Annotated in this window: 13 protein-coding genes; 8 read left to right on the forward strand and 5 right to left on the reverse strand. The window is 73.7% G+C overall.

Translation table 11 applies throughout. The features are described 5' to 3' along the window. Positions 1 to 169 precede the first annotated feature (169 nt). Positions 170 to 1,177: a type I glyceraldehyde-3-phosphate dehydrogenase gene (gene gap / locus DT057_RS16690; protein ID WP_128563235.1), complete on the reverse strand. Its 1,008-nt coding sequence runs from the start codon at positions 1,175 to 1,177 to the stop codon at positions 170 to 172. Between the two features lie 830 nt (positions 1,178 to 2,007). Between gap and DT057_RS16695 the strand changes: the two genes are divergently transcribed. The 5 genes from DT057_RS16695 (at position 2,008) to DT057_RS16715 (ending at position 7,301) form a co-directional block, all read left to right on the forward strand. Beyond that, a complete protein-coding gene (locus tag DT057_RS16695; RefSeq protein ID WP_162501427.1) occupies positions 2,008 to 2,997 on the forward strand; it encodes a TRAP transporter substrate-binding protein in 990 nt (329 codons plus the stop codon). Between the two features lie 95 nt (positions 2,998 to 3,092). Further along, positions 3,093 to 5,054 (forward strand): methyl-accepting chemotaxis protein, encoded by a 1,962-nt coding sequence (locus DT057_RS16700; RefSeq protein WP_238313555.1) that lies wholly within the window; start codon positions 3,093 to 3,095, stop codon positions 5,052 to 5,054. Positions 5,055 to 5,213: 159 nt separating this feature from the next. Continuing rightward, positions 5,214 to 5,501, forward strand: coding sequence for a DUF4164 domain-containing protein (locus tag DT057_RS16705; protein WP_128563237.1), 288 nt, complete (start codon positions 5,214 to 5,216; stop codon positions 5,499 to 5,501). Positions 5,502 to 5,532: 31 nt separating this feature from the next. Further along, positions 5,533 to 5,913 carry a cell division protein ZapA gene (locus tag DT057_RS16710; RefSeq protein ID WP_128563238.1) on the forward strand — a complete coding sequence of 127 codons (381 nt, stop codon included), beginning with the start codon at positions 5,533 to 5,535 and terminating at the stop codon, positions 5,911 to 5,913. 260 nt (positions 5,914 to 6,173) lie between these two features. Beyond that, positions 6,174 to 7,301: a PAS domain-containing protein gene (locus tag DT057_RS16715; RefSeq protein ID WP_128563239.1), complete on the forward strand. Its 1,128-nt coding sequence runs from the start codon at positions 6,174 to 6,176 to the stop codon at positions 7,299 to 7,301. Positions 7,302 to 7,596: 295 nt separating this feature from the next. Here the strand turns inward: DT057_RS16715 and guaB are convergent, their stop codons facing one another. From guaB to DT057_RS16730, 3 genes are all read right to left on the reverse strand, one after another. Then, positions 7,597 to 9,090, reverse strand: coding sequence for an IMP dehydrogenase (gene guaB / locus DT057_RS16720; RefSeq protein WP_128563240.1), 1,494 nt, complete (start codon positions 9,088 to 9,090; stop codon positions 7,597 to 7,599). Between the two features lie 370 nt (positions 9,091 to 9,460). Next, the gene (locus tag DT057_RS16725; RefSeq protein WP_128563241.1) at positions 9,461 to 10,159 is read right to left on the reverse strand and encodes a GntR family transcriptional regulator; all 699 of its coding nucleotides are present in this window, start codon (positions 10,157 to 10,159) and stop codon (positions 9,461 to 9,463) included. A gap of 37 nt (positions 10,160 to 10,196) precedes the next feature. After that, on the reverse strand, positions 10,197 to 13,145 hold the full coding sequence (locus DT057_RS16730) for an FAD-binding and (Fe-S)-binding domain-containing protein (protein WP_128563242.1): 2,949 nt from the start codon (positions 13,143 to 13,145) through the stop codon (positions 10,197 to 10,199). Positions 13,146 to 13,267: 122 nt separating this feature from the next. On the opposite strand from DT057_RS16730, the gene DT057_RS16735 reads away from it, so the two are divergent. From DT057_RS16735 to DT057_RS16745, 3 genes are all read left to right on the forward strand, one after another. Next, positions 13,268 to 14,461 (forward strand): pyridoxal-phosphate-dependent aminotransferase family protein, encoded by a 1,194-nt coding sequence (locus DT057_RS16735; protein WP_128563243.1) that lies wholly within the window; start codon positions 13,268 to 13,270, stop codon positions 14,459 to 14,461. Positions 14,462 to 14,581: 120 nt separating this feature from the next. Then, entirely contained in the window at positions 14,582 to 14,854 is a 273-nt protein-coding gene (locus DT057_RS16740; protein WP_128563244.1) for a hypothetical protein, read from the forward strand. A gap of 65 nt (positions 14,855 to 14,919) precedes the next feature. Next, on the forward strand, positions 14,920 to 15,780 hold the full coding sequence (locus tag DT057_RS16745) for an SDR family oxidoreductase (protein WP_128563245.1): 861 nt from the start codon (positions 14,920 to 14,922) through the stop codon (positions 15,778 to 15,780). Between the two features lie 49 nt (positions 15,781 to 15,829). Here DT057_RS16745 and DT057_RS16750 read toward each other — a convergent pair whose 3' ends face one another. Continuing rightward, the gene (locus tag DT057_RS16750) at positions 15,830 to 16,096 is read right to left on the reverse strand and encodes a DUF6894 family protein (protein ID WP_203236297.1); all 267 of its coding nucleotides are present in this window, start codon (positions 16,094 to 16,096) and stop codon (positions 15,830 to 15,832) included. Positions 16,097 to 16,295: the final 199 nt, after the last annotated feature.

Raw genomic sequence — 16,295 nt, forward strand, 5'->3', positions numbered from 1 at the left:
AGCCGGCGGGAACGGGCGGCGGGGCGGCCGCGGCGGCGTTCGGCCCGGGCCGGCCGGCGGGCGTGGCGTCGGTCATCTGGGGCTCCTCGGAGGGTCGGCGCGGCCCCGTGCCGCGCCGGGAAGGACGCGCGGGGGCGGAGCGGTCGCCCGCTCCGCCGTCACGCTCGGCTCAGATCAGCTTCGCCATCGCCACGGCGGTGTCGGCCATGCGGTTCGAGAAGCCCCACTCGTTGTCGTACCAGGACAGCACCCGCACGAAGTTGCCGTCCAGCACCTTGGTCTGGTCGATGTGGAACGTCGACGAATGCGGGTCGTGGTTGAAGTCGATCGAGACGTTCGGCTGCTCGGTGAAGGCGAGCACGCCCTTGAGCGCGCCGGCCGCCGCCGCCTTGATGGCCTCGTTGATCTCGGCGACCGAGGTCTGGCGCTTGGCCACGAACTTGAAGTCCACCACCGAGACGTTGGGGGTCGGGACCCGGATCGCCGTGCCGTCGAGCCGGCCGTTCAGCTCCGGCAGCACGAGGCCCACCGCCTTGGCGGCGCCCGTGGAGGTCGGGATCATCGACAGGGCCGCGGCGCGGGCCCGGTAGAGGTCCTTGTGCATCTGGTCCAGCGAGGGCTGGTCGTTGGTGTAGGAGTGGATCGTCGTCATGAAGCCGCGCTCGATGCCGACGGCGTCGTTGAGCACCTTGGCGACCGGGGCGAGGCAGTTCGTGGTGCAGGACGCGTTGGAGACCACGAGGTGGTCGGCCTTGAGCTTGTCGTGGTTCACGCCGTACACGACCGTGAGGTCGGCGCCGTCGGCGGGCGCCGAGACGAGGACCCGCCGGGCCCCGGCATCCAGGTGGAGCTTCGCCTTGTCCTTGGCGGTGAAGATCCCGGTGCACTCCAGCGCGACGTCGACGCCGAGGTCGCGGTGGGGCAGCTCGGCCGGGTTCCGGATCGCCGTGACGCGGATGCGCTGGCCGTCGACCACGATGTGCTCGCCCTCGACCGAGACCTGGCCCGGGAACCGGCCGTGGACGGAATCGTAGCGCAGCAGGTGGGCGTTGGTCTCGACCGGGCCGAGGTCGTTGATGGCCACGACCTCGACGTCCGTGCGGCCCGCCTCCTTGATGGCGCGCAGCACGTTGCGGCCGATGCGTCCGAAGCCGTTGATGGCGACCTTGACCGTCATGTCGTTCTCTCCCGGAGGGATGGGTGGTGGAAGGGTGCGGCCGCGAGGCGGCGGGCCGGGCCCGCGCTCGGGCGGGCGGGCGTGGCGGCGCCCCGCCGGGGCCGCGTCCTCGCGTCGAAGGGGGAAAGCTCCGCCGCGACCGCCGCGCCGGGCGCACGGGCCGCCCGGGTCGGGGCGGCGCGGGCGGGGGGCGTGGGAGGCGTCACGGCAGCTCGCTCGGGGGCCCGCCGGCGGACGAGCCCTCCGGCGCGGGCGCGGGCTTCCTATCACGGCCCCCCGGCGAGTCAAACCCGGGGATCTCCTGACGCCCCGTCGAAGCCCCGGGGACGCGTCCCTTGACCCGCGCGCACTTGCCCCGCGCCCGCGCGCGCGTCGCCACGATCCCGTCCCGCCCCCGGCCGCGCCCTTGGCCGCGCCCGTCGGCGCGCGCCCGATCGCGGCATCGCCCCGGGGCCCGGCGCACGGAGGTGAGTGGCGGGGCCGAGCCGCGTCGCCGGTGGCGCGGGCGCATCGATCCTGCACGGTTGCGCGCTGCTCAACGCGTGTGCACGGGCGCGTCGCTCGACCGCCCGCAGATCCGTGTCAGCACATCCGTCCGCACAACTCAGGGTAATCTAATTACATCCATAGTTTGTGCGATGCGATAACAGCATTAATACATTGTAACGATTGGGAAACTGAAGACAGATCGAGCATGAACTTTGCAACATCACGCAGATGCGGTGATCTCGCTATTGCATGACGCAGAGTTTCCGCAACCAGATTTACTTCGCCTTAAGACGAACATGGTCAGTTGCCGGCGCACAACCGTCCAACCCCGCCGGTCCCCGATGTCGCTCTCACGTCGCTCCCTCCTCGCCACCGTCTCGGCCACCGCCGCCGCACTCGCGCTGCCCGGCATCGCCCGGGCTTCGGCCCGCAAGCTCCGGCTCGGCCACAACAACACCACGTCGTCGATCTTCCAGGCGCAGGCCGAGGCCTTCGCGAAGGCGGTCGCGAGCCTGTCGGACGGGAGGCTCGGCATCGAGATCTACCCGAACTCGCAGATCGGCAACGAGCAGCAGATGCTCAAGGCGGTGGTCGACGGCACGCTCGACCTGAGCATCGCGCCCGTCGGCGTCACCAACCCCTACAGCACCGAGACGTCGCTCTTCGAGCTGCCCTACCTGTTCAAGGATGTCGCCGCCGCCCGCGCGGCCCTCGCCGGGTCGCTCGGCGCCTACGGCTCGGAGCTGCTCAAGCCCAAGAGGATCCTCAACCTGGGCTGGAGCGAGGTCGGCATGCGGAACTTCACCGCCAACAAGCCGATCCGGTCCGTCGCCGACCTCAAGGGCCTCAAGATCAGGGTGCCCTTGTCGCAGGCGATCCTCCGGACCTTCGAGGCCCTGGGGGCCGCGCCCGAGACCCTGCCCTTCGTGCAGCTCCAGGAGGCCCTGCGCACCGGGCGCTTCGAGGCGCAGGAGAACCCGATCGGCGTCATCGTCGGGGGTGGCCTGAACAAGGTGCAGACCCACCTCTCGCTCACGCGGCACGTGTACACCCCCTCCCTGCTGGCGCTCTCGGCCGACGTGGCGGAGGAGATGGCGGCTTCCGACCTCGAACTCCTGCGCAGGGCCGCCAAGGCCGGCACCGCGGCCTCGCAGGCCTACACGGAGAACGCCGACCGGAGCGGGCTCGCGAGCCTGCGCGACGGCGGGATGGTGATCGTCGAGGACGTCGACCACGCGGGATTCCAGGCCGCGGCCGCGGCGGCCACTGATGCGCTCGCGGCGAGCTTCGGCAGCGAGTCCCTGCGCAAGATCCGCGGCCTCGTCAGCTGAGGATCGACACGCCTCCGGCCCGCATGACCGGGCGCCCGCGGCAGAGCAGGTCGTGCGCCCATCCCCGACGTGATCCATTCCTGGCAGAGAACCCCATGCCTCAGTTCCGGTCCCTGCGCTCGCGCATCATGGCGGGATTCCTCGCCGTCCTCGGCCTCCCGCTCGCGGGGTTCGGCACCACGCTCGTCATCGCGCGTGGCTTCCGGGCCGAGCAGGCCGAGCTCGCCAGCGCCGTCGCCCTCAGCCGCAAGGCCGCGGCCGCGGACGTCCTGAACCGGGATGCGCAGCTCAGGCTGCGCACCTACCTCAGCACCGGCCTCGCCCGGGACCGGGACGCGATGGTCGAGGGCCTGCGCAACCTGGCGGCCGAGGTCGCGGGGGCCGGGCAGGTCGAGCCCGCCGGGGCGCTGACGCAGCAGACGGCCGCCACCGTCGCGGCGATCTCGAAGGCCTTCGACCTCGCGGCGGAGCTGGAGCAGGCGGTGGCCGCGCTCGCCAACCCGGCGACGGCGTTCGGCGACAGCGCCGCGCGGACGGCCGAGGCGGGCCTCGTCGCGGCCGCGCTCCAGATCCAGGGATCGGTCGGGCTGATCGCCGGGCAGGCGGCGAAGGCGGTCGGCGGCGGCCAGGCCAGGGCGCTCGCGGCCTTCGGCGAGGAGGCGCGCCGGCTGCGCGAGGCCGCCGCCGCGGCCGAGGCCCACCCGGCGGCGACGAACCGCCTGCGCAAGCTGGCGGGAGCCCTCGCCGAGTCCCTGACGACGACGAGCCAGGCCGTGGCCCGCTACCAGGCCGCCCTCGAGGCGCGGGAGGTCGCCATCAAGGCCCTGGACGCGCAGCTCGCCCGCGTCGCGGCCTCGGCCGCGGCGGCCGCCGGCGCGGCGGACGCGCACTTCGCCGCCGAATTGCAGGCCACGGATGCGGCCGCGGACCAGCTGCTCTACACCCTGCTGGCGAGCGCCCTCGGCACCTGCGCGGCGGGCCTCGCCCTCGCCTCCCTGCTGGGCGCCTCCATCGCCCGGCCGATCCTGCGGCTGACCGGTACGATCGGGGACCTCGCCCGCGGGGACCTCGCCGTGGAGGTGGGCGGCACGGCGCGGCGCGACGAGATCGGCCAGATCGCCCGCGCGGTGGCGGTGCTGCGGGAGGGGGCCGCGGAGCGGGTCAGGCTCGAGGAGGAGAACCGGGCGGAGCAATCCGGCCGCCAGCGCCGGGCCGACCTCGTCGACCGCCTGGTGCGCCAGTTCGAGGAGCGGATGACGGGCTCGCTCACCGTGGTCACGGCCGCCGCCGAGGAGCTCGACGCCACCGCCCAGGCGATGACGAACGTCGCCTCCAGCACCAACCAGCAGGCCGTGGCCTCGAGCGCGGCGGCCGAGCAGACCTCCGCCAACGTCCAGACCGTGGCGGCGGCGGCCGAGCAGATGGTCGCCTCGCTCAAGGAGATCGAGCGCCAGGTCCAGCACTCGCGCGCGGTGGCGGGGGACGCCGCCCGGGAGGCGCAGGCGACCGACGCCGCCATGGAGAGCCTGATGCGGGCCGCGGACCGGATCGGGCACGCCGTCACGCTGATCAGCTCGGTGGCGGGCCAGACGAACTTGCTCGCGCTCAACGCCACCATCGAGGCGGCCCGCGCCGGCGAGGCGGGGCGCGGCTTCGCGGTCGTCGCCGCCGAGGTCAAGCAGCTCGCCGGGCAGACCGCCCGGGCGACCGAGGAGATCTCGGGCCAGATCGCGGCCATCCAGGAGGCCACCGGCCAGGCCGCGGCCGCGATGCAGCAGATCGGCCGCACGATCGTCGCCGTCAACGACATCACGGGCACGATCGCCACGACGGTGGTGGAGCAGACGACGGCCACGCACGAGATCGCCCGCAACGCCGGCGAGGCCGCGCGCGGCACGCGGGACGTCTCCGCCAACGTCGCGCACGTCCTCGCCTCCGCGACCGAGACGGGGGGCGCCGCCGAGCAGGTCCTGGCGGCGGCCGGCGACCTCAGCGTGCAGGCCCTGACGGTGAAGCGGGACGTCGACGACTTCCTGGGGGCGATCCGCGCCGCCTGAGGGGCGGTTTCCGGGGAGCGCGAACGCCGGCGCGGCCGTCCGGCGATGGAACACCAGGGCGGTCGCTCCCCGGCGATCGCCCTTCCCTGCGCGCGGGCTGATTGCGACCGGCCCGCCGGCCCTTTAGGGTTCGGCGGGAGTATCCGCGTGGAGGTGAGCATGACCGCAGCGGTGGACGATGCGCTGCGCCGCCTCGAAGCGTCGGTCGTCCTGCTCGAGGCCGCCGTGGCGCGCCGGCTCGACGCCGAGCACAGCCAGGGCGACCTGGAGACCGAGCTCGCGCTCATGCGGGACGACCGCGCCAGGCTGGCGGCGGAGCTCGACGGGGCGACGGCGCGCCTCGCCGACGTGCAGTCGGCCGCCGACGAGGTCGAGCACCGGCTCGGCCGCGCCATCGGGACCGTCGAGGGCGTGCTGAGCCGCGCCGGCGACCCCGCCGAGGGCTGAGGCCTGAGCGGACGCGTCGAGGAGTACCATCATGCCCCAGGTGACCGTCAGCATCGCCGGCAAGACCTACCGCATGGCCTGCGGCGAGGGCGAGGAGAGTCACCTGGAGGGGCTGGCGCAGGGCTTCGACGCCCGCATCGCCGAGATGCGCAAGGCCTTCGGGGAGATCGGCGACATGCGCCTCCACGTCATGGCGGCGCTGACCCTCGCGGACGACCTCGCGGAATCGAAGCGCCGCGCCGAGGCCCTGGCGGGCGAGGCCGCCTCCCTGAAGGCCTCGATCGAGGCCGGGGCGGCCGAGCGCCAGGCCTCCGAGACCCGCCTCGCCGAGAGCGTCCAGCGCACGGCCGAGCGCATCGAGAAGCTCGCGCGCCGGCTCGGCCCGCAGCCGCCGGGCGGCGCACCCGGCTGAGGCGGGCTCCGCCGGAGCGGGTGGGGAACGGTCCCAGCACGGGGCGGGCCCTGCCCAATGCCGGCATCCGCGTCTCCCGCCGGGCGGCGGGCGCGATCACGGTCAGCAAGGTCTGACACGCCTGTCCGGACCGATCTTCCCGACGCGTCGTACCAACGGTCCGTGTAGCGGTCGAGACGGGTCCGTCGCGACGCGATCCATCGGAATACCTTGTGGGCGGCACTCTTTTCGCTTGCGCTGCAAGCTGACATAGTTAGTCCATGCTGCCCCCCAGAATTCCTCGTCCCAGCTCTGGAGATGCCGAGAAGCCGGAGCTGGAGCCCATCGATCCGTTCCTGGACGAATTCACGAACCCGGCCCTCAACCGCAGCCGCCTGCCGTTCTCGTCGTGCGTCTTCCTGCGCCTGATCGAGAACCAAGGACTGACCGGCACCTGGGGCTGGACCTTCGGCACGAACGAGCAGGTCTGGTCGGCCGGCCTGTTCCGGCTGCTCGGGTTGCAGGCCGCCGACGTGCGCCCGAGCTACGACCTGCTCCTCAGCCTCGTGCATCCGGAGGACAGGCAGAGCGTCGAGACGGCCGCCGAGATCAGGCAGTACGGGATCCTGAGCGACCACGTCTTCCGGGTGATCCGGCCGGACGGCTCGATCCGCGTCCTGTCGAGCCGGGGCGAGATCTACGTCACGGCCGAGGGGCAGCCGCACGCGGCTGCCGGCATCCTCCTCGACGTGACCGAGCACCAGCGGCTCGCCAGGATCAGCGCCATCGAAAAGCGGCGCCAGCAGGTGCTCGCGCGGACGGCACGCATCTTCACCTGCACGAACAGGGTGGTGCCCTTCGTCGAGTATCCGCCCGAGTTCGTCGACCTCGCCGGATTGCGGCGGGAGGACCTCCGGGACAACTGGCTGGCGCATGTCGCGCGCGAGGAATGGGCGTACTGGGCGGAGGAGTCCATGCGCCTCCTGGCGACGGGCAAGCCCTTCATCGAGATCCCGACCCTGAAGCTCGCCGGCAACGAGCGCGCGCGCTTCCGCTACACCATGGTCCCGGTCTACGAGGCGGATGCCTCGATCGGGTGCTGGTCGGCGGTCATCTCCCCCGTCGAGACGCCGATCGCGACGTTCAGCAGCGAGATCCGGAAGGGCCTGGAGCAGGGCCTGCAGGGCCGGCACCTGCGGGCGGCGCGCGGGCTTCTCAACTGGTCGATGATGGACCTGGCACGGGCGAGCCGCCTGTCCCTCTCGACGGTCCGCCGCCTGGAGGACGACGGGGAGGCCGCGGTGTCGCGCTCGCGTCACGCAGCCGTCGCGGCGCTGCGGGCCGCCGGCATTCAGTTCTCGCTGCTCGACGACAACACGATCGCCGTCGGCCAGTGCAACGCGCCCTAATCCGGGACGGTCTCACGAACGGTCGCGACCTCGGCGGTCCTGCGTCGGAGCAGGAGGCTGAACGCGACGAGGCCGTGACCGGCCGCCGCCGTCGCCGCGCACTCGCCCGGACGAGCGCACGATGCAGCCCGGACGGTGCGATGCCTCCCGCGATACGTGCTCCCGCTGGGCCGGAGGTCTCGGGCCGCGGCGTCGGGCCAGGGGCGGCCGTCCCTCATCGCCCGCACCGGACGGGCGGGCGCGGCGGGCGCGCCGGCCCCTGGAACCGGCGCGCCCGCAGGGTCCGCGGCGGCCCCTAGGCCCGGCTCGGGTAGTTCGGGCTCTCGCGGGTGATCGTCACGTCGTGGACGTGGCTCTCGCGCAGGCCCGCGTTGGTGATGCGGATGAACTGCGCCCGCTCCTGCATCTCCGGGATGTCGGGGGCGCCGACGTAGCCCATGGCGGCGCGCAGGCCCCCGGCGAGCTGGTGCAGCACCGCCGCGACCGGGCCCTTGTAGGGCACCTGCCCCTCGATGCCCTCCGGCACGAGCTTGTGGGTGTCGCTGACCTCGGCCTGGAAGTAGCGGTCGGCCGAGCCGCGCGCCATGGCGCCGACCGAGCCCATGCCGCGATAGCTCTTGTAGGAGCGGCCCTGGTAGAGGAAGACCTCGCCCGGCGCCTCGTCGGTGCCGGCGAGGAGCGAGCCCAGCATCGCCACCGAGGCGCCGGCCGCGATGGCCTTGGCGAGGTCGCCCGAGTACTTGATGCCGCCGTCGGCGATCACCGGCACGTCGGCGTCCGCCGCGGCCTCGACGGCCTCCATGAGGGCCGTGAGCTGGGGCACGCCGACGCCCGCCACGATGCGGGTGGTGCAGATCGAGCCCGGGCCGATCCCGACCTTGATGGCGTCGGCGCCCGCGTCGATGAGCGCCTTGGCGCCCTCACGGGTGGCGACGTTGCCGGCCACGACCTGCACGGCGTTCGACAGGGTCTTCACCCGGCGCACGCTCTCGAGCACCTTGGCGGAGTGGCCGTGGGCGGTGTCGACCACGATCACGTCGCAGCCCGCGTCGATCAGGCGCTCGGCCCGCTCGAAGCCGCCGTCGCCCGTCGTGGTGGCGGCCGCCACCCGCAGGCGGCCCTGCTCGTCCTTCACGGCGCCCGGGTAGGCGACCTGCTTCTCGATGTCCTTGACCGTGATGAGGCCGATGCAGCGGTAGTGGTCGTCGACGACGAGCAGCTTCTCGATCCGGAACTGGTGCAGCAGGCGCTTGGCCTCGTCCTGCGTCACGCCCTCCCGCACGGTGATCAGGCGGTCGCGGGTCATCAGCTCGCTGACCGGCTGGCCGAGGTCGGTGGCGAAGCGCGTGTCGCGGTTCGTCAGGATGCCGGCGAGCTTGCCGCGCGAGCCGTTCGGGCCCCGCTCCACCACGGGAATGCCCGAGATGCCGTGCTGGCGCATCAGCCCGTAGGCGTCGGCCAGCGTCTCGTCGGGGTGGATGGTGATCGGGTTGAGCACCATGCCGGACTCGTACTTCTTGACGAGCCGCACCTGCTCGGCCTGCTCCGGCGGCTCAAGGTTGCGGTGGATCACCCCGAGCCCGCCGTTCTGCGCCATGGCGATGGCCATGCGGGCTTCCGTGACGGTGTCCATCGCCGAGGCGATGATCGGGAGGTTGAGCCGGATCGTGCGGGTCAGCCGCGAGGCGAGGCTGACCTCGGCCGGCATCACCGAGGAGGCGGCGGGCCGGAGCAGGACATCGTCGAAGGTCAGTCCCTCGATGATGGTGTCGGCGCTGATGCGGGCCATGAACCAACTCCTCGTGCGTGTGGTCCGGCGGGCCCATCGGGCAATCCCGCAGGATTGAGTTGGCACCGGCCGTTAGCACGCACGCGGGACGCTCGCAAAGCGGTATCGCCGCAGTGCAGCGATGCGATCCACCGCCCTTGTGTCGCGCCCCCCCGGCCGACGGGGCCGCGCGCGGGCCCCGAGGGCCTGCCCGGCGGGGCCTCCCCATCTGCCCGGCGGGGCCTCCCGATCTGCCCGGCGGGGCTTCCCCATCTGCCCGGCGGGGCCTCGCGGGGCCCTGCGTCGAGGCGCGCGGGCGGGGCTGGTCGTCCGCCGCTCCCGCGCACGGGAGAAGTCCGCTCCTGCAGGCGGGGCGGAGCCCGGCGCCCGCTCACCCCGCCGGTCGCGCCGGCTCGGCCGCCCCGTCCCCGTAGGCGGCCGCGATCACGGCCTTCTTGCCGCGGATATGCGCGCGCACCACCCGGGCGAGGCCCTCGCCGTCGCGGGCGCGCAGCAGGGCCAGCATCTGCACGTGCTCGTCGACGGCCCGCCGCCACTGCTCGGGCGTCTTGTGGGCCGCGTAGCGGGCACGCTGGATGCGGCCCGACAGGCTGGCGTAGATCGCCCCGAGGGTCGCGTTGCGGCTCGCCGCCATGACGGCCTCGTGGATCTGGCGGTTGAGGGTGAAGTAGGCGGGGTCATCCTCGCGCCGCCAGGCCGCGATCATCGCCTCGTGCGCGGCCGCGATGGCGGCGATCTCCGGCTCGGTGATGTGGCGGCAGGCGAGGTCGGCCGCCGTGGCCTCGAGCCCGGCCACCACCTCCAGCATCTCGTCGATCTCGGCGAGCGAGATGCTGGCGACCCGCGCGCCGCGGTTCGGCAGCAGGTCGAGAAGCCCCTCCGTCGCCAGGATCTTGATCGCCTCCCTGAGGGGCGTGCGGGAGATGCCGAAGCGCTCGGTCAGGGCGATCTCGTTGATGCGCGCCCGCGGCTCGAGCTCGCCCGAGCGGATCAGGGCGCGCAGCCGCTCGGCCACCTCGTCGTGGAGGTAGCGGCGGCTGATGCCGATCCCGGGCTCGATCCTGTTCATCGCGGCGCCACGCGGGTCCCGTTCCGCCCAGTGGTATTCACCCGGGCGCGCCCTGTCGAGGTTGCGCGGCCGGCGCCGGCACGAGGGCGGCCGAGAGCACCCGGGCGACGTGCAGGGCCTCGCGCCCGAGCCCGTCGCGGATCTGGTGGCGGCAGCTCGTGCCGTCCGCCACCACGAGGTCGCCGGCCCCGGCCCGGCGCAGGGCCGGGAACAGCGACAGCTCCGCCATGGCCAGGGAGAGGTCGTGTGTGGCGGCCGCGTACCCGAAGGCGCCCGCCATGCCGCAGCAGCTCGACTCGATGGTGCGCACGGCGAGGCCCGGGACGTGGCGCAGCACGGTCTCGACCGCCCCCATGACCCCGAACGCCTTCTGGTGGCAATGGCCGTGCAGGTGGGCCACGCGCCCGCCCTGGTCGCGCAGCGGCAGGGCGATCCGGCCGGCCGCGAGGTCGGCGGCCAGGAGCTCCTCGAACAGCAGGCTCGCGCCCGCGAGCGCCGCCGCCTCGTCCCCCGGCAGCAGGGCCGCGAACTCGTCGCGCAGGGTCAGGAGGCAGGAGGGCTCGAGCCCCACCACCCGGGCGCCGGCGCGCACGAAGGGCATCAGCGCCTCGAGGGTCCGGCGCGCCTCCCGGCGCGCCCGCGGCACGTCGCCGACCGACAGGTAGGTGCGGCCGCAGCAGAGCGGGCGGGTGCCGCGGCCGGGCGCCACCACCCGGTGGAGCCGGTAGCCGGCCGCCCGCAGCACGGCCTCTGCCGCCTCCAGGTTCTCGCGCTCGAAGGCCCGGTTGAAGGTGTCGCCGAACAGCACGAGATCGCGAAAGCTCCCCTGCACGTCGCCCGGGTGGGCGACCTCGCCCCCCTGGCGCCAGGGCCGGCGCCAGCGCGGCAGGGTGCGGCGGGCCGAGAGGCCGAGGTGGCGCTCGGACGCGCGCGCCAGCGCCGGCACCCGGTCGCGCAGGTTGAGGAGCGGCGCCAGGGCCGCCGCGACCCCGGCGTAGCGCGGCAGGTGCGCCACCAGCCGCTCGCGCCAGGGCAGGCCGTGCCGGGCGTGGTAGTGGTGCAGCACCTCGATCTTCATCTTCGCCATGTCGACGCCGGTCGGGCATTCCCGCCGGCAGCCCTTGCAGGAGACGCAGAGGTCGAGGGTCTCCTTCATGGCCGGCGACGCGAGGGCGTCCGGCCCGAGCTGCCCCGAGACGGCGAGCCGCAGCGTGTTGGCGCGGCCGCGGGTCAGGTGCTGCTCGGCGCGCGTCACCCGGTAGGACGGGCACATCGTGCCGCCGGCGAGCTTCCGGCAGGTGCCGTTGTTGTTGCACATCTCGACGGCGCCGCCGAAGCCGCCCCATTCCGACCAGTCGAGGGCGGGCCGCGCCGGCTCGGGCGTCCCGTAGCCCTCGGGGAAGCGCATCAGGGTGCGGTCGTCCATCCGCAGCGGGCGCACGATCTTGCCGGGGTTGAGCCGGTTGCCGGGATCGAAGGCGTCCTTCACCGCCTCGAAGGCGCGCCCGAGGCGGTCGCCGAACAGGGGCGCGATGAACTCCGAGCGGGAGATGCCGTCGCCGTGCTCGCCCGAGTAGGAGCCCTTGAACCGCCGCACCAGGGCGCAGGCCTCCTCGGCGATGGCCCGCATCCGGGCGACGTCGCGGCCCTGCTTCATGTCGAGGATCGGGCGCACGTGCAGGCAGCCCACGGAGGCGTGGGCGTACCAGGTGCCCCGGGTGCCGTGCCGCTCGAAGCAGTCCGTGACCGCGTCGGTGTAGTCCGCCAGGTGCTCGAGCGGCACCGCGCAATCCTCGATGAACGAGACCGGCTTCGCGTCGCCGCGCATGGACATCATGATGTTGAGGCAGGCCTCGCGCACCTCCCAGACCGGGCGCTGGCGGGCGGGCTCGACCACCTCCACCACGGCGCCGGGATGGCCGTGATCGGCCATGCAGGCGTCGAGGCGCGCGAGGTCGCGGCGCAGGTCCGCGAGGTCGTCGCCGGCGAATTCCACGAGCAGCAGGCAGTCGGGCCGGCCCCGGGTGATGTCGGCGAGCGTCGCGCGAAAGAGCGGGATGTCGGCGCCGAGCACCAGCACGTTGCGGTCGACGAGCTCCACCGCCGCCGGCGCCAGGGCGACGATGTGGCGGGTCGTCTCCATGGCGGCGCGGAAGGACGGGAAGTGGCACACGCCCATCACCCGGTGGGCGGGCAGGCGCGACAGGCGCAGCGTCACCGCGGTCGTCGCGGCGAGCGTGCCCTCCGAGCCGACGAGCAGGTGGGCGAGGTTCGGGCGGGCCCCGAGCAGGGCGTCGAGGTTGTAGCCGCCGACCCGGCGCTGCACCTTCGGGAACATCCGGGCGATCTCGTCGGCCTCGGCCCGCGCCAGGGCGAGCATGCGGTCGCCGAGGCCGCGGGCGGCGCCCCTCGCCCCCTCGGGCCCGACCCCGAAGGCGGCGCCGTCGTGCAGGAGGCCCTCGAGCCCGAGCACGTTGTCGACCATCTTGCCGTAGCGCAGGGAGCGGGCGCCGCAGGAATTGTTGCCCGCCATGCCGCCGAGCGTGCAGCGGCTCGCCGTCGAGGGCTCGACCGGGAAGAACCAGCCGTCGGCCCGGCAGCGCGCGTTCAGGGTCTCCAGCACCATCCCGGGCTCGACCGTGCAGGTGCCGCGCCCCGGGTCGTAGGCCGTCAGGGCGTTGAAGTGGCGCGAGCAATCGACCACCAGGCCGGCGCCGATCGGCTGGCCGTTCTGCGAGGTGCCGGCGCCCCGCATCACCACCGGGACGCCGTGCTCGGCCGCGACCTGGAGCGTCGCCGCGACGTCGGCGGCGCCCCGCGGCAGCACCACGCCGGCCGGCACGATCTGGTAGATCGAGGCGTCCGTGGCGTAGCGCCCGCGCGAGAAGGCGTCGAACAGGACCTCGCCCGCGACCGCGCTGCGCAGGGACCGCTCCAGGTCCGCGGCCGGCGGGGCCGCGCCGACGCGCTCGAGAGACCCGTGCATCGCTTCCCTCCCGGTCCGCCCGGACGCCACCGTCCGCCCGGACACCTGCCCTTGCTTCAAGAGCATTCATAATACAAAATTCAGAACGCCACAAAGCCGCAGGCGGCAGCCGGGAGGATCCGATGACCCACGCGCCGGGGCGCCACTTTCTCCAGATACCGGGGCCCACCAACACGCCGCTGCCGGTGCTGGCGGCGATCGCCAGGCCGACCATCGACCATCGCGGGCCCGAGTTCGGCCGCCTCGGCCGCGCGGTGCTGGAGGAGATCCGGCCGGTCTTCGGGACCACCCGGCCCGTGGTGATCTACCCGGCCTCCGGCACGGGCGCCTGGGAGGCGGCCCTCGTCAACACCCTGTCGCCGGGCGACCGGGTCCTGATGTTCGAGACCGGGTGGTTCGCCACCCTGTGGAGCCGGCTCGCCGGGCGCCTCGGCCTCGAGGCGGAGTTCCTGAAGGGCGACTGGCGCTCGGGCGTCGACGCCGCGGCGATCGAGGCGCGCCTGCGCGAGGACGGGGGCCACGCCGTCAAGGCGGTCTGCGTCGTGCACAACGAGACCTCGACGGGCGTGACCTCGGACATCGCGGCGGTGCGCCGCGCCCTCGACGCCGCCGGCCACCCCGCGCTCCTCCTCGTCGACACGATCTCGTCCCTCGGCTCGGTCGAGTACCGCCACGACGAGTGGGGCGTCGACGTCACGGTGGCGGGCTCGCAGAAGGGGCTGATGCTGCCGCCGGGCCTGTCCTTCAACGCCGTCTCCGACAAGGCGCGCGCCGCCGCGGCCTCCGCCCGGTTGCCGAACGCCTACTGGAACTGGGAGGAGATGCTGGCGGCCAACGCGAACGGCTACTTCCCCTACACGCCCTCCACCAACCTGCTCCAGGGCCTCGCCGTGGCGCTGGGGATGCTGCGGGACGAGGGATTGCCGGCGGTCTTCGCCCGCCACCACCGCGCCGCGGCGGCGACGCGGGCCTGCGTGGCGCACTGGGGCTTCGAGACCCAGTGCCGCAACCCGGCCGAGCACTCCCCGGCCCTCACGGCCGTGCGCCTGCCGGAGGGGCACTCCGCGGACGCGCTCCGGGCCGAGATCCTGGCGCGGAGCAACATGTCCCTCGGCAACGGCCTCGGGCCCCTGGCCGACCGGGTCTTCCGCATCGGGCACCTCGGCGACTTCCACGACCTGATGGTCACCGGCACGCTCGCGGGCGTCGAGATGGGCCTCAAGGTCCGGGGCATCCCGCACCGCTCCGGCGGCGTCGAGGCCGCCATGCAGGTGCTGGCCGGCAATGCCGGCCCGGCGGCCCTCGCGGCCGAGTAGGCCCGCCGGACGCGCGCCGGATTCCGGCGCGCCTCGCCCCGGAACAGGCCCAGGCGCAGCCCGTTGGTCCGGCATCGCGGCCCCTTCGAGGAGCCCGCCAGCGACGCCGGAGACCCCGTGATGCGCCCCCGCGCCCTTGCCCTCGCGTTCCTGCTGCTCGCGGCCGCGCCCGTGCTCACGGCGGCGCCGGCCGGGGCGCAGCGCCTTCCCGGCTACGATCCGGACGTGACCGGAACCGTCGAGGGCTGGCCGCGCGGCTACCCCGACGACCCGCCGCGGACGGGCCCGCAGCTCTGCCAGCGCTGGTGCGAGGCCGATCACGTCCCGTGCGATCCGCCGCACTTCAAGATCGCCGACGGCCGCTGCCGGCCCTGGGGCGGCGGCCGTCGCTGACGTCCGCTCCCCCGCGACCCCTCACCGCTCCCGCCCGTCACGCGTCCGGAGACCCGAGCCGTATCATGACCGATTTCCCCAAGCCCCCGTTCGAGCGCCAGAAACCGATCCCCATGCCGGGCCGCGACGCCGAGATGGACCCGCGGCCCGATTACGGCGAGACGCGCTACCGCGGCTCGGGCCGCCTCGCCGACCGCAAGGCGATCATCACCGGTGGCGACAGCGGGATCGGCAAGGCCGTGGCGATCGCCTTCGCGCGCGAGGGGGCCGACGTCCTGATCTCCTACTACGACGAGCACGACGACGCCCGCGACGCCGCCCGCCTGGTCGAGGAGGCCGGGCGCAAGGCGGTGCTGGTCCCGGGCGACATCAAGGACCCGGCCCATTGCCGCGCCATCATCGAGAAGGCGGTGGCGGCCTTCGGGCGGGTCGACGTCCTCGTCAACAACGCCGCCCACCAGTCGACCGTGCAGTCGATCGACGAGATGAGCGACGAGGAGTGGGAGGTCACGTTCCAGACCAACATCCACGCCATGTTCTACCTGACGAAGGCCGCGGTGCCGCACATGCGTCCGGGCAGCGCCATCATCAACACGAGCTCGATCAACGCCGACACGCCGAGCCCGCAGCTCCTGGCCTACGCCACCACCAAGGGGGCGATCCAGAACTTTACCGGCGGCCTGGCGCAGCTGCTCGCCGAGAAGGAGATCCGGGTCAACTGCGTGGCGCCGGGGCCAATCTGGACGCCGCTGATCCCCTCCACGATGCCGGAGGAGAAGTTCCGCCAGTTCGGCATGCAGGTTCCCATGAAGCGGCCGGGCCAGCCGGTGGAGCTCGCGCCGGTCTACGTGATGCTGGCGAGCCCGGAATCGAGCTACGTCTCGGGTGCCACCATCGCGGTCACGGGCGGCAAGCCGCTGATCTGAGGGCGGGGCTCCCGGCGCCGGGAGGTCGACGGGGCGCCGGCCCCGCCGGTCACCCCTGCATCGGCCGGCCGCCGCCGCGCGCCGCCACGGCCGCCCGGGCGGCCGACAGCGAGATCCGCAGCACCGTCTGGCCGGTCTCGTCCCTGACCGTCATGGCGAGGTCCGGGCCGGCACCGAGGGGCAGCGTGGCGCCGGCGCAGGAATGCAACCCCTGGATCGCTTCGGCGTGGGCGGCCCCGGCATCGGCCAGCACGACGCCGACGTCGTCGCGCGCATCCCAGGGCCCCGCCTCGAGGTCGAAGAAGTAGCGATGCACGGCGTTCCCTCCATGGTTGCACGGGCTATGCCGGACGCGCGGATCCGCGGCTTTCACACAGGATAAACGCCGGAGCGGAACGCAAGTGCCGTTCCGACAGCCTCGCGGTGCGGAATGCTCGGAGAGGCCGGGCGCCCGGGCGCTGGCCCCGGCCCGGACGGGGCGGGCGCCGGGGCCGGACGGCGCGGGTTTTGCGTCG

This window comes from Methylobacterium crusticola, assembly GCF_003574465.1.
Taxonomy (GTDB): domain Bacteria; phylum Pseudomonadota; class Alphaproteobacteria; order Rhizobiales; family Beijerinckiaceae; genus Methylobacterium; species Methylobacterium crusticola.